The sequence below is a fragment of the Citrobacter sp. wls619 genome, assembly GCF_005281345.1.
GTDB lineage: Bacteria > Pseudomonadota > Gammaproteobacteria > Enterobacterales > Enterobacteriaceae > Citrobacter.
In genome coordinates, this window is the sequence record NZ_SZXJ01000042.1 from 58448 (window position 1) to 78919 (window position 20472).

Here is a 20472-nt window from a genome sequence, read left to right on the forward strand (position 1 = left end):
AAATAAACATTTTCCGTGAAGCTAACGCTCATTTTCCTCCAGCTTACAGCTATTACACGGTAAGTTTTTGCCAATAAAGTAACGATAAATTGCTGCCCCCGCACAAGCACCAATGATAGGTGCCACGATCGGGACAATAAAGTAAGGAATATCACGCCCCCCAGTCATCGCGACATCCCCCCAGCCCGCCATCCATGCGAACAATTTAGGCCCAAAATCACGAGCCGGATTCATGGCAAATCCGGTAAGCGGCCCGGTAGAAGCCCCTAGAACAGCAACCAGAATACCGATCAGTAGTGGTGCTAACGGCCCCCGGGGAATCCCATTGCCATCATCGGTGAGCGCCATGATCATCCCCATCAGAATGGAGGTAATCACAACTTCCACCAGTGCAGCCTGCCAGACGCTGAGTGCAGCGGCAGGATAAGTACTAAATATGCTGGCAAGCTGCAAACTTTCGAGGCTGCCCCGCACCATGTGGTGGGCGGTTTCGTACTCGATAAACAAACTGCCATACAACAAATAGGCGAGCAGAGCGCCACCAAAGGCGCCAGCCACCTGAGCAATGGAGTACGGCAACACTTTACGGCCAGGAAAACAGGCAAACAGCCACAGTGCGATGGTGATAGCGGGATTGAGATGCGCACCTGAGATCCCGGCAGTCAGATAAACAGCCAGTGAGATCCCCAGCCCCCATATAATGCAGATCTCCCACAACCCTAAACTGGCACCGGCTACTTTCAGGGCGCTCAGGCATCCAATGCCAAAAAACAAAAATAATCCGGTACCCAAAAACTCGGCAATGCATTGCGCTTTTAGTGAATCGTTCATTGTGACACCTTCTAAGCAGAGTTCGTGTCTTTACCAGCGGTCTCCTTGCTGGCTCGTAGAATACTTCGAGACTTACTATAAAAAGCGGTGTCGGCAAATTGTTGGCAACCTGAAGGCGGTATGTGCGTCAAAATCGTGTTGTGATAGCAAATTCTTGCCATCACCTTTATAAAAACACGCCGCCGAATGGGCCGAATCCTTATTAAAAGCGCATTTATAAAATAATAAAATATTGCCTATAGCAGATTTTAATTTTCAAACAACCATCACAATTTCATTTTCATCGCATAGCAAATGATATTTATCCTGTCACCTTCAAAAGTGTAAATATGGAATTAACATAACTAATTTGTCATATTAATAACTTTTAATAAATCATTTAAAAACAATGTATTATGACAGATCGTAGCAATTTTATATCACCCTATCCTCACTATTTTTTCACTCACACTTTCAAGTCAGCCATTCTTTTTCCTCGCTTCTTTTTATAGTCATGAAAATCGGGACAACCCAGGCGAGGTCTTTATGCAACAAGAAGCGTTAGGAATGGTAGAAACCAAAGGCTTAACTGCAGCCATAGAGGCCGCAGACGCAATGGTGAAATCAGCCAATGTGATGCTGGTCGGCTACGAAAAAATTGGTTCAGGGCTGGTAACAGTCATTGTTCGCGGGGATGTCGGCGCGGTTAAAGCAGCAACAGATGCCGGTGCCGCCGCCGCACGCAACGTGGGAGAAGTGAAAGCCGTACATGTGATCCCACGCCCTCACACCGATGTCGAAAAAATCTTACCGAAGGGAATTAGCTAATGAGCAGCAATGAGCTGGTTGAACAGATCATGGCGCAGGTGATTGCTCGTGTGGCAACGCCGGAACAGCAGGCTATCCCTGAAAATACTCACCCAACACGAGAAACGGCTATGGCAGAGAAAAGCTGCAGTTTAACGGAGTTTGTCGGTACTGCGATTGGCGACACCGTCGGTCTGGTGATCGCCAACGTAGACAGTGCCTTACTGGATGCGATGAAACTTGAAAAACGCTATCGCTCCATCGGTATCCTCGGCGCGCGCACAGGCGCAGGCCCACACATCATGGCAGCCGATGAAGCGGTAAAAGCCACCAATACTGAAGTCGTCAGTATTGAGCTTCCTCGTGATACCAAAGGCGGCGCGGGTCACGGCTCGCTGATTATCTTAGGCGGTAACGACGTTTCTGACGTGAAGCGCGGGATTGAAGTTGCGCTGAAAGAGCTGGATCGCACCTTTGGCGATGTCTACGCCAATGAAGCCGGACACATCGAAATGCAATACACGGCGCGCGCCAGCTACGCGCTGGAAAAAGCCTTTGGTGCGCCAATTGGTCGTGCCTGTGGCGTTATCGTCGGTGCCCCGGCCTCCGTTGGTGTACTGATGGCCGATACGGCGCTGAAATCCGCCAATGTTGAAGTGGTGGCCTACAGTTCCCCCGCTCATGGCACCAGTTTCAGCAACGAAGCTATTCTGGTCATTTCCGGTGACTCCGGGGCTGTGCGCCAGGCCGTCATCTCAGCCCGTGAAATCGGTAAAACCGTGCTGGCGACCCTCGGCTCAGAACCCAAAAACGACCGTCCGTCCTATATCTGATATCAGTGAGGCTGATTCATGAGATCGAAAAGATTTGAAGCACTGGCGAAACGCCCTGTGAATCAGGACGGCTTCGTTAAGGAGTGGATCGAAGAAGGCTTCATTGCGATGGAAAGCCCGAACGACCCTAAGCCGTCGATTAAAATCGTCAACGGAATGGTCACTGAACTGGACGGCAAATCCGCCAGTGAATTTGATCTGATTGACCACTTCATCGCGCGCTACGGTATTAACCTGGCTCGCGCTGAAGAGGTGATGGCGATGGACTCGGTTAAACTCGCCAATATGCTTTGCGACCCCAACGTCAAGCGTATGGACATTGTTCCTCTGACCACTGCAATGACGCCAGCGAAAATTGTGGAAGTGGTTTCGCACATGAACGTCGTTGAGATGATGATGGCAATGCAGAAAATGCGTGCCCGCCGTACCCCGTCTCAACAAGCGCACGTGACTAACGTCAAAGACAACCCGGTACAGATTGCCGCCGATGCGGCAGAAGGTGCCTGGCGTGGATTTGATGAGCAGGAAACGACCGTTGCTGTTGCGCGTTACGCGCCGTTTAACGCGATTGCTCTGCTGGTAGGTTCGCAGGTTGGACGCCCTGGCGTGTTAACTCAGTGTTCTCTGGAAGAAGCCACCGAGCTGAAACTCGGCATGTTGGGCCACACCTGTTACGCAGAAACCATCTCCGTCTACGGTACTGAACCCGTCTTTACCGACGGTGACGACACGCCATGGTCAAAAGGTTTTCTGGCCTCTTCTTACGCTTCACGCGGCCTGAAAATGCGCTTCACTTCTGGTTCCGGTTCAGAAGTTCAGATGGGCTACGCCGAAGGCAAATCGATGCTTTATCTGGAAGCGCGCTGCATTTACATCACCAAAGCAGCTGGCGTTCAGGGTTTGCAAAACGGTTCCGTAAGCTGCATTGGCGTACCTTCAGCCGTGCCATCAGGTATTCGCGCGGTGCTGGCAGAAAACCTGATCTGTTCGTCACTGGATCTGGAGTGCGCCTCCAGTAATGACCAGACCTTTACCCACTCCGATATGCGTCGTACTGCTCGTCTGCTGATGCAATTCTTGCCGGGTACAGATTTCATTTCATCTGGTTATTCCGCTGTTCCGAACTACGACAACATGTTCGCCGGTTCCAACGAGGACGCCGAAGATTTTGACGATTACAACGTCATCCAGCGCGATCTGAAAGTCGACGGTGGTCTGCGTCCGGTGCGTGAAGAAGACGTTATCGCCATTCGCAATAAAGCGGCTCGCGCGCTGCAGGCCGTTTTCGCCGGGATGGGATTACCGCCAATCACCGACGAAGAAGTCGAGGCCGCGACCTACGCCCACGGTTCAAAAGATATGCCTGAGCGTAACATCGTTGAAGACATCAAATTTGCGCAAGAGATCATCAATAAAAACCGTAACGGCCTGGAAGTGGTTAAAGCCCTTGCTCAGGGTGGGTTTACCGATGTGGCGCAAGACATGCTCAACATCCAAAAAGCCAAGTTAACCGGAGACTATCTGCATACCTCCGCCATTATCGTCGGCGACGGACAAGTGCTTTCCGCAGTGAATGACGTCAACGATTATGCCGGTCCGGCAACAGGTTATCGCCTGCAAGGCGAACGCTGGGAAGAAATTAAAAACATCCCTGGCGCACTTGATCCCAACGAGCTTGGCTAAGGGGTGAACAATGGAAATCAATGAAAAACTGCTGCGTCAGATAATTGAGGATGTGCTGGCTGAAATGCAGACCAGCGATAAACCTGTTTCTTTTCGCGCTTCGGCCGCGACCAGTGCACCGCAGGCTGCAACAGTACAGGATGACAGTTTTCTGACCGAAATTGGCGAAGCCAAACAAGGTCAGCAGCAGGACGAAGTCATTATTGCCGTAGGCCCGGCGTTTGGACTCTCACAAACCGTCAATATCGTCGGTATTCCGCACAAGAATATTTTGCGCGAAGTGATAGCCGGTATTGAGGAAGAGGGAATTAAAGCACGCGTAATCCGCTGTTTTAAATCTTCCGATGTTGCGTTTGTGGCTGTGGAAGGTAACCGCCTGAGTGGTTCCGGGATCTCAATTGGCATCCAGTCCAAAGGCACCACGGTTATCCACCAGCAAGGATTACCGCCGCTTTCTAACCTGGAGTTGTTCCCACAGGCGCCGTTGCTGACGCTGGAAACCTACCGTCAGATTGGTAAGAACGCCGCACGTTACGCCAAGCGTGAGTCTCCGCAACCGGTCCCGACGCTGAATGACCAAATGGCGCGTCCGAAGTATCAGGCGAAATCAGCCATTTTGCACATTAAAGAGACCAAATACGTCGTGACGGGCAAAAACCCGCAGGAACTGCGCGTGGCGCTTTGATAAAGGATAACTCCATGAATACCGACGCAATTGAATCGATGGTTCGGGATGTGTTGAGCCGGATGAACAGCCTGCAAGGAGAAACAACCTCTCCCGTTACGGCAGCAGCTCCAGCACATACCGCAAAAGTCACGGATTACCCGCTGGCGAATAAGCATCCTGAGTGGGTCAAAACCGCAACCAACAAAACGTTGGATGACTTCACGCTCGAAAATGTTCTGAGCAATAAAGTGACCGCGCAGGATATGCGTATCACGCCTGAAACGCTGCGTATTCAAGCGGACATCGCCAAAGACGCCGGCCGTGACAGACTGGCGATGAACTTCGAACGTGCAGCCGAACTGACTGCTGTACCTGACGACCGCATTCTTGAGATCTACAACGCGCTACGTCCTTATCGCTCAACGAAAGACGAGTTGATGGCCATCGCCGACGATCTGGAGAGTCGCTATCAGGCGAAGATCTGTGCCGCGTTCGTTCGTGAAGCAGCAGCGCTGTATGTAGAGCGTAAGAAACTTAAAGGCGACGACTAACGTCAGGGTGAAACGATGCGATATATAGCTGGCATTGATATAGGAAACTCATCAACGGAAGTCGCACTGGCAACCCTGGATGAGACTGGCGCGCTGAGCATCACCGGCAGCGCACTGGCGGAAACCACCGGGATTAAAGGCACATTACGTAATGTGTTTGGCATTCAGGAGGCACTTACGCTGGCGGCAAAAAACGCCGGTATCAATGTCAGCGATATTTCGCTCATCCGTATTAACGAAGCCACTCCGGTCATTGGTGACGTGGCGATGGAAACGATAACCGAAACCATCATCACAGAATCCACCATGATCGGCCATAACCCTAAAACGCCGGGCGGTGTCGGGTTAGGCGTGGGCGTCACTATTACGCCGGAAGACCTCCTCAGTCGTCCGGCGGATACGCCCTATATTCTGGTCGTATCATCGGCTTTCGATTTTGCCGATGTCGCCACGATGATTAATGCCTCCGTCCGTGCCGGATACCGGTTAACCGGCGTTATTTTGCAGCAGGACGATGGCGTGCTGGTCAGTAATCGTCTGACTCATCCCCTGCCCATCGTTGATGAAGTCCGCCATATCGATCGCATCCCGCTGGGCATGCTGGCCGCCATTGAGGTCGCTGTTCCAGGTAAGGTTATCGAAACCCTTTCTAACCCGTACGGAATCGCGACTGTCTTTAGCCTTAGCGCAGAAGAGACCAAAAATATTGTCCCCATGGCCCGCGCACTGATTGGCAACCGTTCTGCGGTAGTGGTGAAAACGCCGTCAGGTGATGTGAAGGCTCGTGCAATACCAGCCGGAAACCTGGAACTGCAATCGCAAGGACGAACCGTGCGCGTCGACGTCGCGGCAGGTGCCGACGCGATTATGAAAGCGGTTGGCGAATGCCCGAAGCTGGATAACGTCACCGGAGAGGCGGGAACCAATATTGGCGGCATGCTGGAGCACGTTCGCCAGACAATGGCCGAATTAACCAACAAACCCAGTCATGAAATTTTTATTCAGGATCTGTTGGCCGTTGATACTTCAGTTCCCGTCAGCGTGACCGGGGGACTTGCCGGCGAGTTTTCACTGGAACAGGCCGTTGGTATTGCTTCGATGGTGAAATCAGATCGTCTGCAAATGGCGATGATTGCCCAGGAAATCACGCAAAAACTCAACATTGACGTGCAGGTTGGTGGTGCTGAAGCCGAAGCCGCTATTCTGGGCGCCTTAACCACACCGGGTACCACACGCCCACTGGCTATTCTGGATCTTGGGGCCGGATCGACTGACGCCTCTATCATTAATCCTAAGGGCGACATTATTGCCACACACCTGGCGGGTGCAGGCGATATGGTCACGATGATTATTGCCCGCGAACTGGGTCTGGATGACCGCTATCTGGCGGAAGAAATCAAGAAGTACCCGCTGGCGAAAGTGGAGAGTTTATTCCACCTGCGCCACGAAGATGGCAGCGTCCAGTTCTTCCCAACGCCTCTCCCGCCGACCGTCTTCGCTCGCGTATGCGTTGTAAAACCGGATGAACTGGTGCCACTGCCCGGCGATCTGGCGCTGGAAAAAGTGCGTGCCATTCGCCGCAGCGCTAAAGAGCGTGTTTTTGTTACCAACGCGCTGAGAGCGTTGCGACAGGTTAGCCCAACCGGGAATATTCGGGACATTCCTTTTGTCGTTCTTGTTGGAGGTTCCTCGCTGGACTTCGAAGTTCCGCAACTGGTTACTGATGCACTGGCTCATTATCGCCTGGTCGCGGGTCGCGGCAATATTCGGGGCACGGAAGGCCCGCGCAACGCGGTTGCGACGGGGTTAATTCTCTCCTGGTACAAGGCATTCGCTCATGGAAAGTAACCTCACGGCACCCGCTATCGTGATAGTCGCCATGGGTGACTGCGCAAACATCTGGAATGACGTTCTGCTGGGCATTGAAGAAGAAGGTATCCCCTTCGTGATTCAACAGACTCACTCGACTGACATTATCCACAACGCATGGCTGGCCGCCTGTCAGTCACCGTTGCTGGTCGGCATTGGATGCAGCCAGGAAAAGCTGGTTGTGCACTATAAGAATCTACCCACCTCAGCGCCACTTTTTACGCTGATATATCAACAAAATAGCCACGCTCGCCGGAGCATCGGTAATAACGCTGCGCGACTGGTAAAAGGCATCCCCTTTCGGGACTGCCACTCATAATCCACAGGAGAAAAGCAGTATGAATAACGCACTGGGACTGGTTGAAACAAAAGGGCTTGTCGGCGCTATTGAAGCCGCTGATGCCATGGTGAAATCCGCAAATGTGCAGTTGGTTGGTTACGAAAAAATTGGCTCAGGACTTATCACCGTGATGGTCCGCGGGGATGTCGGTGCCGTAAAAGCGGCAGTAGATGCAGGAAGCGCAGCAGCGAGCGCTGTTGGAGAGGTGAAATCCTGTCACGTTATTCCACGTCCACACAGCGACGTTGAAGCCATTTTACCTAAATCCGCATAAATCGCCGTAAACAAGGAGCACAGCGTGAAGCAATCACTGGGATTACTTGAAGTTAGTGGTCTGGCATTAGCCATCAGTTGCGCGGACGTCATGGCGAAAGCCGCTTCCATCACGCTGGTGGGCCTCGAAAAAACCAACGGCTCAGGCTGGACGGTGATCAAAATCATCGGGGATGTGGCCTCCGTTCAGGCGGCTATATCCACCGGTGCTAATTTAGCAGAACTGCGAAATGGACTGGTCGCGCACAGGGTCATTTCCAGGCCGGGAGAAGGCATTCTTTCCCACAGTGTGCCCGTGCAGCCTGAGCCAACGCCAGCAGCGATACCTGATGTATCGCAAGAGCAAGAAGAGATGGCTACAGAAATTGCATTACCTGAAGCCGCGCAACAGGCAGAGTTGATTAGCTGCAATCTGTGTCTTGACCCTGCCTGCCCTCGCCAGAAGGGCGAGCCACGCGCTCTCTGCCTGCACTCGGGCAAACGAGGTGAAGCGTAATGGATAAACAGCAACTGGAAACAACGGTCAGTAAAGTACTGGATGAAATGCGTGAACGCCCTATTCCTCTCGGGATTTCGAATCGCCACATCCACCTTTGCGCCGAGGACTACACTCGCCTGTTCCCTAATCAGCCGATTAGCGAGAAAAAGGGCCTGTTGCAGCCCGGACAATATGCCGCAGATCAGACCGTCACGCTGGTCGGACCGAAAGGTCAGTTAAAGAATGTGCGTTTGCTTGGTCCACTGCGTAGTACTAGCCAGGTGGAGATATCGCGTACCGACGCCCGCACATTAGGTATCGCAGCACCGCTGCGCATGTCAGGTAATATTCAGGGAACGCCTGGCATTCGTCTTATCAGCCCCTTTGCTGAACTGGAGTTACCCTCCGGGGTTATTGTTGCCCAGCGACATATCCATATGTCGCCGCTGGATGCGCTGATACTGCGTGTCTCTCATGGAGATAAAGTTTCCGTGGCTATCAATGGCGATGATCGACGACTGATTTTCGATAATGTCGCCGTACGCGTTTCACCGGATATGCGCCTTGAGATGCATATCGATACAGACGAAGCCAATGCCGCAGGCGCTGATAATCCGCAGGCATTTGCCACATTGGTGACTCCACGATGAACAACGAACTGCTGCAACGCATCATTGAGGAAGTTGTTTCCCGGCTCAAAAAACGCGCGGAAAGTACCATCACGCTGAGCGTCGCACAGTTACGGGAAATCGACTCCCGGACATTATGTTGTCAGTACTCGTCACTGCACCTCCTGCAGGCAGACCTGCCCTTGCTGGAGAAAATTGCCGATTGCAGTCCGTCCAGTGTCGCGGTGGTAACAATCCACGAGGCGCTGGCATGCGGGCTTCACGTAAAAATCTCTCTACAGCATCGGCTGCTACCGGCACTCCCCGTGAAAAAGCTCGCGCGACTGCCGCTGGAGTTCAGTAATGAACTGGGGCACATCGTCATGCTGCATCCTGAAACACTCTTAAGTTATGCCGATGTTGCCCAACTTAACGGTGGCATCCTGGTGTTGCGTCGTTGCTGTGTCGTGACGGCACTGGCTCGGGAAGCGATTAGTGCGCGAAATGTTCAATTAATTAAGCAGGAGTGAACCATGTATCTGGCAAGGGTTACAGGCGTTGTAGTTTCTACGCAAAAGTCGCCATCACTGGTGGGGAAAAAACTGTTGCTGGTACGTCGGGTGAGTGCTGACGGAGAGCTTTCCGCGTCCCCGATAAGTGGAGATGAAGTTGCCGTTGATTCTGTCGGCGCAGGAACCGGTGAACTGGTATTACTCAGCAGTGGCTCCAGTGCCAGACACGTATTTTCCGGCCCCAATGAAGCCATCGATTTGGCGATTGTCGGCATCGTCGACACGCTTTCTCGTTAGGAGGAACTATGGCGATTTATACCCGCACTGGCGATGCCGGCACGACAGCGCTTTTTACCGGACAACGCGTGAGTAAATCGCATCCACGCGTTGAAGCCTACGGTACGTTAGATGAACTCAATGCCGCATTGAGCCTGTGTGCCTGCGCGGTAAAAAGCCAGCAACATCGTCTCTTACTTGAAGATATTCAGCTGCAATTGTTTTGGTTCAGTGCCGAACTGGCCAGCGAAAGCGAACAGCCCTCACCCGATCAGCGATACATCAGCTCGGAAGAAATTGCGGCTCTGGAAGCCGCCATCGATACCGCCATGGGGCGAATTCCTCCACTGCGCAGCTTTATTTTACCTGGCCGCAGCGAAGCCGCCAGCCGACTGCACTTCGCCCGCACGCTGGCTCGCCGCGCAGAACGGCGGCTGGTCGAACTCTCGGCCAATGTCTCCATCCGACATGTGTTGATGCGTTATATCAACCGCCTGTCCGACTGTTTATATGCGCTTGCACGCGCCGAAGATCATGACACTCATCAAAACGACATCATTCATAAAGTCGCTGAGCGCTATCTTGCAGCCACGCGCACAGCAGTCACCAGGGAGTCGGCTATGTCTCTGTCTTTTCAGGAGCTCCATCAACTCACTCGCGCTGCGGTAACGAGAGCAGAAGAACTTCAGGTTCCGGTCGTCATCAGCATTGTCGATGCGAACGGGACCCAAACGGTGACCTGGCGCATGCCTGACGCATTACTCGTCAGTAGCGAACTGGCGCCGAAAAAAGCCTGGACCGCCGTGGCGATGAAAACCGCCACGCATGAGCTGGCATCGGTGGTACAACCAGGCGCCGCGCTTTACGGTCTGGAAAGTCATATGCAGGGAAAAGTCGTCACCTTTGGCGGCGGCTACGCATTATGGCGAGAGGGTTTACTCCTTGGGGGTCTTGGCATCAGCGGAGGAAGCGTTGAGCAGGATATGGACATTGCAGAAACGGCCATTGCGGCGATTAACGTGAGAACACATCAATGAATACTTCAGAACTTGAAACCCTTATCCGCAACATTTTGACTGAGCAACTCGCACCGGCAACATCAGACGTTAAAGGAAAGGGTATCTTTCCGTCCGTCGGCGAAGCCATCGATGCTGCTCATCAGGCTTTTCTGCGCTATCAGCAATGTCCGCTAAAAACCCGCAGTGCCATCATTAGCGCCCTTCGGGAAGAGCTGACGCCTCATCTGGCTTCTTTGGCCGCAGAAAGCGCAGCGGAAACGGGAATGGGAAACAAAGAGGATAAGTTTCTTAAAAATAAAGCCGCGCTCGACAACACCCCTGGCATCGAAGACCTCACCACCACTGCACTTACCGGTGACGGTGGCATGGTGTTGTTTGAGTATTCCCCATTTGGGGTGATTGGCTCCGTTGCGCCAAGTACAAACCCCACGGAAACCATCATCAATAACAGCATCAGTATGCTGGCCGCGGGAAACAGCGTTTACTTCAGCCCGCACCCTGGCGCAAAAGCGGTATCACTGAAACTGATTGCCATGATTGAAGATATTGCCTTCCGCTGCTGCGGGATCCGGAATCTTGTCGTCACGGTCACAGAACCTACTTTTGAAGCTACCCAGCAGATGATGGCTCACCCTAAAATCGCAGTTCTGGCGATTACCGGCGGCCCAGGCATTGTAGCTATGGGTATGAAAAGCGGGAAGAAAGTTATTGGTGCGGGCGCAGGAAACCCGCCCTGTATTGTTGATGAAACTGCCGACCTGGTTAAAGCAGCTGAAGATATCATCAACGGTGCATCGTTTGATTACAACCTGCCCTGTATTGCTGAGAAAAGCCTGATTGTTGTCGATGCTGTTGCTGAACGACTGGTCCAACAAATGCAGTCTTTTGGCGCGTTACTTCTGCACAACGAAGACATCAACAAACTGCGCGCCGCCTGTCTGCCTGAAGGCATAGCCAATAAAAAACTGGTTGGAAAGAGTCCAGCAGCCCTGCTTGAAGCTGCGGGCATACCGGTTCCGGCAAAAACACCTCGCCTGTTGATTGGCATCGTCAATGCTGACGATCCATGGGTCACCAGCGAACAGTTGATGCCAATGCTGCCCATCGTGAGCGTAACGGATTTTGACAGTGCACTGGCGTTGGCACTGAAAGTTGAAGAGGGACTGCATCACACTGCCATCATGCATTCACAAAACGTGTCACGTCTGAATCTTGCTGCCCGCACCCTTCAGACTTCTATCTTTGTGAAAAATGGCCCCTCTTACGCCGGTATTGGTGTCGGCGGTGAAGGCTTTACCACCTTTACTATTGCTACGCCAACCGGTGAAGGCACAACGTCAGCGCGAACTTTCGCCCGCTCTCGTCGTTGCGTGCTCACCAACGGTTTTTCTATTCGCTAATGAGGCCGTTATGAATAGCTTTTCACTGCAAACACGATTGTTCAGCGGCCAGGGAAGTCTGGATGTGCTTAAGCGTTTCTCCAATAAGCATATCTGGATTATCTGCGACGGTTTTCTCGCACGTTCTCCCCTGATTGAAAAGCTGCGAAATACGCTGCCCGCGGATAATCGCATCAGCATTTTCAGTGATATCACCCCCGACCCAACCATCAGTACGGTAGTCCGGGGGATTGCACAAATGCAGTCCCTGCAACCGGATGTGGTGATTGGCTTTGGTGGTGGCTCCGCACTTGACGCCGCCAAAGCTATCGTCTGGTTCAGTCGTCAGTTTGGTATTGAAATTGAAACCTGTGTGGCCATTCCCACCACCAGCGGTACAGGCTCGGAAGTGACCAGCGCCTGCGTGATCAGCGATCCGGAGAAAGGTATTAAATATCCACTATTTAATAACGCCCTTTACCCTGACATGGCCATTCTTGATCCTACCCTGGTTGTCAGCGTCCCTCCTGCCATTACTGCGAATACCGGTATGGATGTCCTGACACATGCGCTGGAAGCCTATGTATCGACAAAAGCCAGTGACTTCACGGATGCGCTGGCGGAAAAAGCCGCGCAAATTGTCTTCCAGTACCTGGCTGTTGCGGTTAGTAAAGGAGATTGCCTGGCAACCCGGGGGAAAATGCATAATGCCTCTACATTGGCAGGGATGGCATTTAGCCAGGCGGGGCTGGGTATCAATCACGCCATTGCCCATCAGCTCGGTGGTCAGTTTCACTTACCCCATGGGCTGGCTAACGCACTGTTACTCACTTGTGTCATTCAGTTTAATGCACGCGACCCACGGGCGGCAAAGCGCTACGCCCGTTTCGCGAAAGCCTGCCATTTATGCCCGGATAGTGCGAATGATACGGCGGCACTCAATGCGCTCATTCATCATATTGAACAACTCAAAAAACAGTGCGCATTACCGGCATTTATTGATGCACTGAAAGACGAGAAGCATACCTGGTCGCAACGTATACCGTCGATGGTTCAGGCCGCGCTGGCTGATGTCACGTTGCAAACCAATCCCCGCGTAGCCGATGCCAGTGCCATTCAGGAACTGCTTGAGGAATTATTATGAATACAGCCATGACGGCAGAACATGTTCTTTATGACGCACAAACGATACGCGATCGCGTGCGTGCAGCAGGCGTGGTTGGGGCCGGTGGTGCAGGGTTTCCTGCACACGTTAAACTCCAGGCGCAGGTTGATACGTTTCTGGTGAACGCTGCAGAATGCGAGCCAATGCTGAAAGTCGATCAACAATTAATGGCAGTTCAGGCGGCGAGGCTGGTACGTGGCGTTCAGTATGCCATGACGGCAACAGGGGCCAATGCCGGCATTATTGCCCTTAAAGAAAAGTATCAGAAGGCCATCAATGCGTTAACACCGCTTTTACCGACCAACATCAGGATACATATTTTACCCGATGTGTATCCGGCAGGTGACGAGGTGCTGACCATCTGGATGGCAACGGGACGGCGGGTTCCTCCAGCCGCGCTGCCCGTTAGCGTAGGCGTGGTGGTCAATAACGTCCAGACCGTGCTCAATATCGCCAGAGCGGTTGAACAGCAGTACCCCGTTACCCGTCGCACGCTGACCGTCAACGGTGCGGTCGCCAGACCGTTAACACTGAGTGTTCCCATCGGTATGTCTTTACGCGAAGTCCTGGCACTGGCGGGTGGCGCCACCGTTGACGATCCCGGTTTTATCAACGGCGGTCCGATGATGGGTGGCCTGATAACTTCGCTGGATACCCCCGTGAGCAAGACCACCGGGGGGCTACTGGTATTGCCCAAATCCCATGCGCTGATTCAACGACGAATGCAGGACGAACGCACCGTGCTTGCGGTTGCAAAAACCGTTTGCGAGCAATGTCGTCTGTGCACAGATTTATGCCCAAGACACTTAATCGGCCATGAACTATCACCGCATCTGCTGGTTCGCGCAGTGAACTACCAACAGGCAGCCACCCCGCAGCTGCTGCTCACTGCCCTGACCTGTTCAGAATGCAATGTCTGTGAAAGTGTGGCTTGTCCGGTAGGCATTTCGCCGATGCGCATCAACCGTATGCTCAAACGTGAACTACGGGCGCTTAACCATCGTTATGAGGGACCACTAAATCCCGAAGACGAAATGGCAAAGTACCGTTTGATTCCGGTTAAACGACTCATCACCAAACTTGGCCTCAGCGACTGGTACCACGACGCGCCCCTGTCTGAAGCCGATTACACCACAGACGAAACAACACTGCTGTTACGCCAGCATATTGGCGCCAGCGCTATCCCCTGCGTGCAAAAAGGTGAGCGTGTTGTTCGCGGCCAATGTGTTGCTGATGTACCCGAGGGCGCGTTAGGTGCACCTGTCCACGCCAGTATTGACGGTCTTGTCAGCGAGATAACCGGGCAATCCATCACGGTAATAAGAGGTTAATCATGTCTCAGGCTATAGGGATTTTAGAACTCACCAGCATCGCCAAAGGGATGGAAGCCGGTGATGCGATGCTAAAAAGCGCGAATGTGAATTTGCTGGTCAGTAAAACCATCTGCCCTGGAAAGTTTTTACTGATGCTCGGGGGTGACGTAGGTGCAGTGCAGCAGGCCATTGCAACGGGGACGTCCCTTGCAGGCGATATGCTCGTCGACAGTCTGGTGCTCCCAAACATTCATGCCAGCGTTCTCCCGGCAATTAGCGGACTTAACAGCGTGGATAAGCATCAGGCCGTCGGGATTGTTGAAACCTGGAGCGTAGCAGCTTGTATCTGTGCCGCCGATCGTGCTGTTAAAGCGTCCAATGTCACGCTGGTACGGGTGCATATGGCATTCGGTATTGGTGGTAAATGCTACATGGTTGTCGCGGGCGATGTTTCCGATGTCAATAACGCCGTGACCGTCGCCAGCGAAAGCGCCGGGGAAAAAGGTCTGCTGGTTTATCGCTCCGTCATACCACGCCCGCATGAAAGCATGTGGCGGCAAATAGTGGAGGGATAATGGACAGACAACCGCCGACGGATCGCATGATCCAGGAATACGTACCCGGCAAGCAGGTCACGCTGGCGCACCTTATTGCTAATCCAGGTAAGGATTTATTCAAAAAACTGGGGTTGCAGGATTCTGTCTCGGCCATTGGTATTTTAACCATTACGCCCAGTGAAGCCTCGATTATCGCCTGTGATATTGCCACGAAATCTGGTGCAGTAGAGATTGGTTTTCTCGATCGTTTTACCGGCGCAGTCGTACTGACGGGTGATGTTTCAGCCGTTGAGTACGCGCTGAAACAGGTAACCAGAACGCTTGGCGAAATGATGCGTTTTACTGCGTGTCCTATTACCCGGACGTAACCACATGAAACGCATCATGCTAATTGGCCCCAGCCAGTGCGGTAAAACATCACTCACACAATGTCTGCGTGGAGAAGCACTTCATTACCAGAAAACTCAGGCGATTATCTGGTCGCCAACGACAATAGACACGCCGGGTGAATATCTTGAGAACCGCTGCTTGTACAGTGCGTTGCTGGCCAGCGCCTGTGAAGCCGACATTATCGCTCTGGTACTGAATGCCGACGCCCCATGGTCACCTTTTTCCCCCGGCTTTACTGGCCCAATGAACAGACCTGTTATCGGCCTCGTTACCAAAGCCGATTTAGCTAACCCCCAGAGAATTTCACTCGTAGAAAGCTGGTTGGTGCAGGCAGGAGCGCAGAACGTGTTTATCACCAGCGCGCTGGAGAATACCGGGGTCGATGAGATGTTCATTTTTCTGAATGCAAAGGAACCGTCATGTCTCACAAAATAATGGCCATAAACGCGGGTAGCTCTTCACTTAAGTTTCAGTTACTGGCGATGCCGCAGGGTGAAATGATCTGCCAGGGGCTGATTGAACGTATCGGGATGTCTGACGCGCAGGTCACGCTTAAAACACCCGTACAGAAATGGCAGGAGACGTTACCCGTTGCCGATCACCGTGAAGCAGTAACGCTGTTACTGGAAAAACTGCTTAGCCTGAACATCATCAAGAGTCTGGAAGAGATCGATGGCGTCGGTCATCGCGTCGCACATGGTGGTGAGTCCTTTAAAGACTCCGCCCTCGTCAACGATGAAACACTGGCCGAAATCGAGCGTCTTGCAGAACTGGCGCCACTGCATAACCCGGTTAATGCACTGGGGATCGCAGTTTTTCGTCAGTTATTACCCGAGGCACCCGCCGTCGCAGTTTTTGACACTGCTTTTCATCAGACGCTGACGGAGCCTTCTTTTGTTTATCCTCTGCCCTGGCGCTATTACTCAGAGCTGGGAATTCGGCGTTACGGTTTTCATGGTACCAGCCACAAATACGTCAGTACCGCGTTGGCTGAAAAGCTGGGCGTCCCGCTCAGCGCACTGCGCGTCGTATGCTGTCATCTTGGTAATGGCAGCAGCATCTGTGCCATCAAGGGCGGAAAATCGGTGAATACCTCGATGGGCTTTACACCACAGTCAGGCGTGATGATGGGTACACGCAGCGGAGATATTGATCCGTCTATTTTGCCGTGGATTGCCCTGCGCGAAGGCAAAACACCGCAGCAACTTAACCAACTCCTCAACAATGAATCGGGATTACTTGGGGTTTCCGGTATCTCATCAGACTATCGTGACGTTGAACGCGCCGCAGACGAAGGCAACTCACAGGCTGCTCTCGCACTTACGCTGTTTGCAGAACGAATTCGCGCCACTATAGGCAGTTATATTATGCAGATGGGCGGTCTGGATGCTTTGGTATTTACGGGTGGGATTGGTGAAAACTCAGCCCGAGCACGCGCTGCGATTTGCCACAATCTGAATTTCTTAGGTCTGGCTGTTGATGATGAAAAAAATCGGCGCAACGCAACCTTCATTCAAACTGAAACTGCGCTGGTCAAAGTGGCCGTTATAAATACCAATGAAGAGTTGATGATCGCGCAGGATGTTATGCGTATAGCGATATCAGAAACTGTGACATTGGGCATTCCTGCTTAATCCTGCTGCACCGCAAATTGCGGCAAATCATGGTAATAGCGCGATCGCCATGACACTATGCGCCGAGGATTGCTGATCACAAAGGTGAAGACGTGGCTGTTGCGCAATGTCCCGCATCGTGCGGAGAACTTATCCAGGGCTGGATTCTGGGCAGTGAGAAACTGGTCTCCTGCCCGGTTGAATGGTATAGCACCGTCGAGGTCAGTTCAGGTTCACCACGAGTGGATGAACGCCCACTTTCGCGAGCGATGGTTGACCGGTTATTGCAGCACTGGCACTACCCGGCGCATATCAGTCAGGGTATTCGAATAGATATCCAGTCAACGATTCCCATTGCGAAAGGAATGGCCAGTAGCACCGCGGATATTGCCGCCACCGCGCTAGCCACCGCTCATTTTCTGGGTCATCAGCTAGATGAACCTACTCTGGCGCAGCTTTGCGTTTCTCTTGAACCTACCGACAGCACTGTTTTCCATCAGTTAACCCTTTTCGATCATAACGACGCCTCTACGCAAATTCCCTGTGAAGCGCAGCCCCAGCTTGACCTGTTGGTTCTGGAAAGCCCGGAAACACTACGTACCGCAGATTATCACCGCATTCCGCGCCAGTCCGGACTACAGGCCGGCGCTCCCGCGCTTAAACGCGCATGGGAAAAAGTACAGGAAGCCTGTATTAGCCAAAATCCCTATCGGATGGGAGAGGCTGCCACACTTAGCGCAATCGCCAGCCAAATGTTGTTGCCAAAACCAGATTTCGATTCGCTATTGGCGCTGGTAGAAGAATGTGATTTATACGGGGTGAACGTTGCGCACAGCGGCAGCGTGGTGGGTCTGATGCTGGACAGAAAACGTCATGATGTTGATTACATCAAATGGATGCTGGCACAGAAAAAACTGACAACTCACTGGCCTGAGCAGCATTTACTGCGGATGGTTACAGGCGGGGTAAAACTACAGTAGGGACCGCCGCTTAGCAGCGCCCCCCTACTGCCATAAAACGTTACTCTGCTTTCGCTTCGCCGTTTTTCACTTCACCCATGGCTTTCAGCTTTTTAGAGATATCACGACGTTCTTTAGAGATCTCTGCATTTTTGATGATGTAATCATCTACACGATCTTCATAGTCGCTTTTCATGCTGGCGATGATACCCTGGATAGCATCAACGCTCATGCCCGGCTTGATGTAGTCGCTCAGGTTGTCCAGCAACAGGACGCGTTTCTGGTTGTCACGGATCTTTTTCTCAACGTCCTGGATTTCACGTTGCAGTTTGTTTTTACGACGGAACAGACGAACAAATTCCAGCACGTCCTGGAAAGAAGGCTTGGTAGTTTCCATTTTTACACCCCTGATAATGTGAGATTCGGATTCGTTAAAACAACGGCTAAAGTGGGTCAACATTACTTTCATGCCCGCCATACTTCAAGTTGCATCTGCATTGATAATGCCTGGCTGAAACCTGAATTATCGAGGGTAAAGCCATTGTAGTTACCAATGGTTTTAGCCTTTTTCAATATCATACCCTTAATCTTTGCTGAATCGAAGCAGCAGTAGAACCAATCCCCTCATCTGCTCTTTATTTGCGCAGCGCGCGACAAATTAAATGTGAGAGCAATTCCAGCTGCCGCGCCATCTCCATATTCAACCAGACATAGCCGTGAATAGGTGTTTCAGCAACATTATCGCCCTTATGCTCAGCGATGAGTTGGCGCAACTCTTCCACGGTGTCATTGAGTTTTTCCGTATTGGCGAGTATCGGCTGTGGATTACCTTCATATAGCGCATGAGTGATCGTCAGTAGCGCCTGTTGCGTTCTGAGCTGAGTTTCACGCAGGGTATGCGCGTTCAGCATCACAAAGTGGCTGGTACGCGTCGCCCACAGCGCGTTGATCTGCAGCTCAAGCATGCACACCAGATTGCGGTTAACCGTCTGAATAGCTTCAAAGATTGATTTTTGGATGTGGGTCTCTTTACTGGCAGGAACAATTAGTCCACGCATTTTGACAACGTCACTCAGTAGTTGTTGTAAATGCTTCTCCAGTCGGGGCTGTTCGAGCAAGTTAGGTGACAACGCAGCCTGATACACCCGGTTATACCCCGTGACACAATGCGCCAGTTGAATACGCCAGTGAATAAATGCCCGCTGCGGCCAGATACCGGTAAACAGCATCGCCAGTAACGATCCCAGAATCACGTCGCCACCGCGCCACAACGCTGTATTCATGTCACCCGCGGGAGCCCCGACGACGACGGCAAGCGTTATGCCAATCAGCAACGCCTGATAGGGTTTTTTACCTAATGCCAGCCAGCCGCAGAGAAACATCGCTACTGCGCACCATATCAGCATAAGCGGAAGTGACAGGAGTTCGAGACGCAGAGCAACCAGCCCAAGTACTGAGCCCAGAATCGTCCCGCCAATGCGTTCAAGCGCTCTTGGGACGACGTTACCCCAGAATGAAATGGGCCCCATAATCACCACCAGCGTGATCAGAGGCCACGTACCTTCAGGAATATCCAGCAGGCGAACCAACAGAAAAGTAAGAAGAAACGCCAGCGCAATGCGAATACCGTGCACCACGCGATAATGACGATACAAACGAATTTCAAAAGGACTCAGCGACTTATCGGCACGCACTCATCCACTCCGTCAGGGAATAGCAAAGAACAGAATTGTACCTGCTTTTTTAGTGAAAACATCACCGTTATCAGCAGGACTTTCACCCTGATTTACGCAAAAAACAGCTACTTCGGCTGTACTGGCACATACATTTCGATGTCCCAGTAACCGTCTTCCATGCCATTATTCATATAAATCTCAAAACAGGGTTTGGCTGCTATCTGGTATGTTGCGTCCTGCAACAGAAGATTAAAAAATTGATACCATGGCGTCGCAAAGTCATGATTTTCAACACGAGCAACAGCAATAGCATACTCACCACCGGCCAGTTCAGTCAGTATCACTCCTTCGCTGTTCTCTGGGATCTCGAAATTCTCTGCGACGGAAACCACAGTATCGCAGCGCAGTTTGTCAGCAGGCACAACATCCGGGTTGTCGTAATAAACGGCGATCCATTCCAGCGGCACTATCTGCTTGTCATCCACCCACATGACTAACTGCTCAAAACCCTGCTTTACCGTTTGCTCCCACGGTCCAACCATATGAAAACCGGCAATCCTGCGTTTATCGACCTGCTTTATCTCGTACTCCATATAACCTCCGTTATTACACTGTATTTATATACAGTGTAATTTTTGTATATTACGGCCACAAGGAAATAGTGATTATTATGTGAGCAGTTTCGCACTCTTGC

25 protein-coding genes are annotated in these 20472 nt (G+C 52.1%); 21 read left to right on the plus strand and 4 right to left on the minus strand.

Features of this window, described 5'->3' with window-relative positions; all coding sequences use genetic code 11:
- Positions 1-21 precede the first annotated feature (21 nt).
- Positions 22-831, minus strand: coding sequence for a propanediol diffusion facilitator PduF (gene pduF / locus FDX19_RS08380; protein ID WP_048211992.1), 810 nt, complete (start codon positions 829-831; stop codon positions 22-24).
- 525 nt (positions 832-1356) lie between these two features.
- Between pduF and pduA the strand changes: the two genes are divergently transcribed.
- The 21 genes from pduA to FDX19_RS08490 all read left to right on the plus strand — a co-directional run bounded on the left by pduA (position 1357) and on the right by FDX19_RS08490 (position 18123).
- On the plus strand, positions 1357-1638 hold the full coding sequence (gene pduA / locus FDX19_RS08390) for a propanediol utilization microcompartment protein PduA (RefSeq protein WP_003030255.1): 282 nt from the start codon (positions 1357-1359) through the stop codon (positions 1636-1638).
- Positions 1638-2450 (plus strand): propanediol utilization microcompartment protein PduB, encoded by an 813-nt coding sequence (pduB, locus tag FDX19_RS08395; protein WP_137382366.1) that lies wholly within the window; start codon positions 1638-1640, stop codon positions 2448-2450. Before pduA ends, pduB begins: the two co-directional genes overlap by 1 nt.
- Positions 2451-2468: 18 nt before the next feature.
- The gene (pduC, locus tag FDX19_RS08400; protein WP_005128020.1) at positions 2469-4133 is read left to right on the plus strand and encodes a propanediol dehydratase large subunit PduC; all 1665 of its coding nucleotides are present in this window, start codon (positions 2469-2471) and stop codon (positions 4131-4133) included.
- A 10-nt stretch (positions 4134-4143) separates the two neighbouring features.
- Positions 4144-4818 (plus strand): propanediol dehydratase medium subunit PduD, encoded by a 675-nt coding sequence (pduD, locus tag FDX19_RS08405; RefSeq protein ID WP_137382367.1) that lies wholly within the window; start codon positions 4144-4146, stop codon positions 4816-4818.
- 14 nt (positions 4819-4832) lie between these two features.
- Entirely contained in the window at positions 4833-5351 is a 519-nt protein-coding gene (gene pduE / locus FDX19_RS08410) for a propanediol dehydratase small subunit PduE (protein ID WP_137382368.1), read from the plus strand.
- A gap of 15 nt (positions 5352-5366) precedes the next feature.
- Complete coding sequence (locus FDX19_RS08415) at positions 5367-7199, plus strand: diol dehydratase reactivase subunit alpha (RefSeq protein ID WP_137382369.1); 1833 nt, start codon at positions 5367-5369, stop codon at positions 7197-7199.
- On the plus strand, positions 7189-7539 hold the full coding sequence (locus FDX19_RS08420; protein WP_137382370.1) for a glycerol dehydratase reactivase beta/small subunit family protein: 351 nt from the start codon (positions 7189-7191) through the stop codon (positions 7537-7539). Before FDX19_RS08415 ends, FDX19_RS08420 begins: the two co-directional genes overlap by 11 nt.
- A 19-nt stretch (positions 7540-7558) precedes the next feature.
- Positions 7559-7834, plus strand: coding sequence for a propanediol utilization microcompartment protein PduJ (gene pduJ / locus FDX19_RS08425; RefSeq protein WP_001057752.1), 276 nt, complete (start codon positions 7559-7561; stop codon positions 7832-7834).
- A gap of 24 nt (positions 7835-7858) precedes the next feature.
- Positions 7859-8329 (plus strand): BMC domain-containing protein, encoded by a 471-nt coding sequence (locus tag FDX19_RS08430; RefSeq protein WP_137382371.1) that lies wholly within the window; start codon positions 7859-7861, stop codon positions 8327-8329.
- Positions 8329-8961 carry a phosphate propanoyltransferase gene (locus FDX19_RS08435; RefSeq protein ID WP_137382372.1) on the plus strand — a complete coding sequence of 211 codons (633 nt, stop codon included), beginning with the start codon at positions 8329-8331 and terminating at the stop codon, positions 8959-8961. The genes FDX19_RS08430 and FDX19_RS08435 overlap by 1 nt, the downstream gene beginning before the upstream one ends.
- Positions 8958-9449: a microcompartment protein PduM gene (gene pduM / locus FDX19_RS08440; protein ID WP_137382373.1), complete on the plus strand. Its 492-nt coding sequence runs from the start codon at positions 8958-8960 to the stop codon at positions 9447-9449. Before FDX19_RS08435 ends, pduM begins: the two co-directional genes overlap by 4 nt.
- 3 nt (positions 9450-9452) lie before the next feature.
- Positions 9453-9728, plus strand: coding sequence for a EutN/CcmL family microcompartment protein (locus tag FDX19_RS08445; protein ID WP_137382374.1), 276 nt, complete (start codon positions 9453-9455; stop codon positions 9726-9728).
- 8 nt (positions 9729-9736) lie between these two features.
- Positions 9737-10744, plus strand: coding sequence for a two-domain cob(I)yrinic acid a,c-diamide adenosyltransferase PduO (gene pduO / locus FDX19_RS08450; protein ID WP_137382375.1), 1008 nt, complete (start codon positions 9737-9739; stop codon positions 10742-10744).
- Complete coding sequence (gene pduP, locus FDX19_RS08455) at positions 10741-12126, plus strand: CoA-acylating propionaldehyde dehydrogenase PduP (protein WP_137382376.1); 1386 nt, start codon at positions 10741-10743, stop codon at positions 12124-12126. The genes pduO and pduP overlap by 4 nt, the downstream gene beginning before the upstream one ends.
- A gap of 10 nt (positions 12127-12136) precedes the next feature.
- Positions 12137-13249 (plus strand): 1-propanol dehydrogenase PduQ, encoded by a 1113-nt coding sequence (locus tag FDX19_RS08460; protein WP_137382377.1) that lies wholly within the window; start codon positions 12137-12139, stop codon positions 13247-13249.
- Entirely contained in the window at positions 13246-14601 is a 1356-nt protein-coding gene (pduS, locus tag FDX19_RS08465; RefSeq protein WP_137382378.1) for a cobalamin reductase PduS, read from the plus strand. The genes FDX19_RS08460 and pduS overlap by 4 nt, the downstream gene beginning before the upstream one ends.
- Positions 14602-14603: 2 nt before the next feature.
- Positions 14604-15158, plus strand: a complete 555-nt coding sequence (gene pduT, locus FDX19_RS08470) for a propanediol utilization microcompartment protein PduT (RefSeq protein WP_040231922.1) — start codon at positions 14604-14606, stop codon at positions 15156-15158.
- On the plus strand, positions 15158-15508 hold the full coding sequence (gene pduU / locus FDX19_RS08475; protein WP_048212006.1) for a propanediol utilization microcompartment protein PduU: 351 nt from the start codon (positions 15158-15160) through the stop codon (positions 15506-15508). The genes pduT and pduU overlap by 1 nt, the downstream gene beginning before the upstream one ends.
- Before the next feature lie 4 nt (positions 15509-15512).
- Positions 15513-15965: a propanediol utilization protein PduV gene (gene pduV / locus FDX19_RS08480; RefSeq protein WP_137382379.1), complete on the plus strand. Its 453-nt coding sequence runs from the start codon at positions 15513-15515 to the stop codon at positions 15963-15965.
- Entirely contained in the window at positions 15950-17164 is a 1215-nt protein-coding gene (locus FDX19_RS08485; RefSeq protein WP_137382380.1) for an acetate/propionate family kinase, read from the plus strand. Before pduV ends, FDX19_RS08485 begins: the two co-directional genes overlap by 16 nt.
- Before the next feature lie 92 nt (positions 17165-17256).
- Complete coding sequence (locus FDX19_RS08490; RefSeq protein WP_137382381.1) at positions 17257-18123, plus strand: L-threonine kinase; 867 nt, start codon at positions 17257-17259, stop codon at positions 18121-18123.
- 40 nt (positions 18124-18163) lie between these two features.
- Here FDX19_RS08490 and FDX19_RS08495 read toward each other — a convergent pair whose 3' ends face one another.
- The 3 genes from FDX19_RS08495 to sbmC all read right to left on the minus strand — a co-directional run bounded on the left by FDX19_RS08495 (position 18164) and on the right by sbmC (position 20371).
- A complete protein-coding gene (locus tag FDX19_RS08495) occupies positions 18164-18499 on the minus strand; it encodes a DUF496 family protein (protein ID WP_005128046.1) in 336 nt (111 codons plus the stop codon).
- 238 nt (positions 18500-18737) lie between these two features.
- On the minus strand, positions 18738-19796 hold the full coding sequence (locus FDX19_RS08500) for an FUSC family protein (protein ID WP_137382382.1): 1059 nt from the start codon (positions 19794-19796) through the stop codon (positions 18738-18740).
- A 107-nt stretch (positions 19797-19903) separates the two neighbouring features.
- Positions 19904-20371: a DNA gyrase inhibitor SbmC gene (sbmC, locus tag FDX19_RS08505; RefSeq protein WP_005128054.1), complete on the minus strand. Its 468-nt coding sequence runs from the start codon at positions 20369-20371 to the stop codon at positions 19904-19906.
- Positions 20372-20472 lie beyond the last annotated feature (101 nt).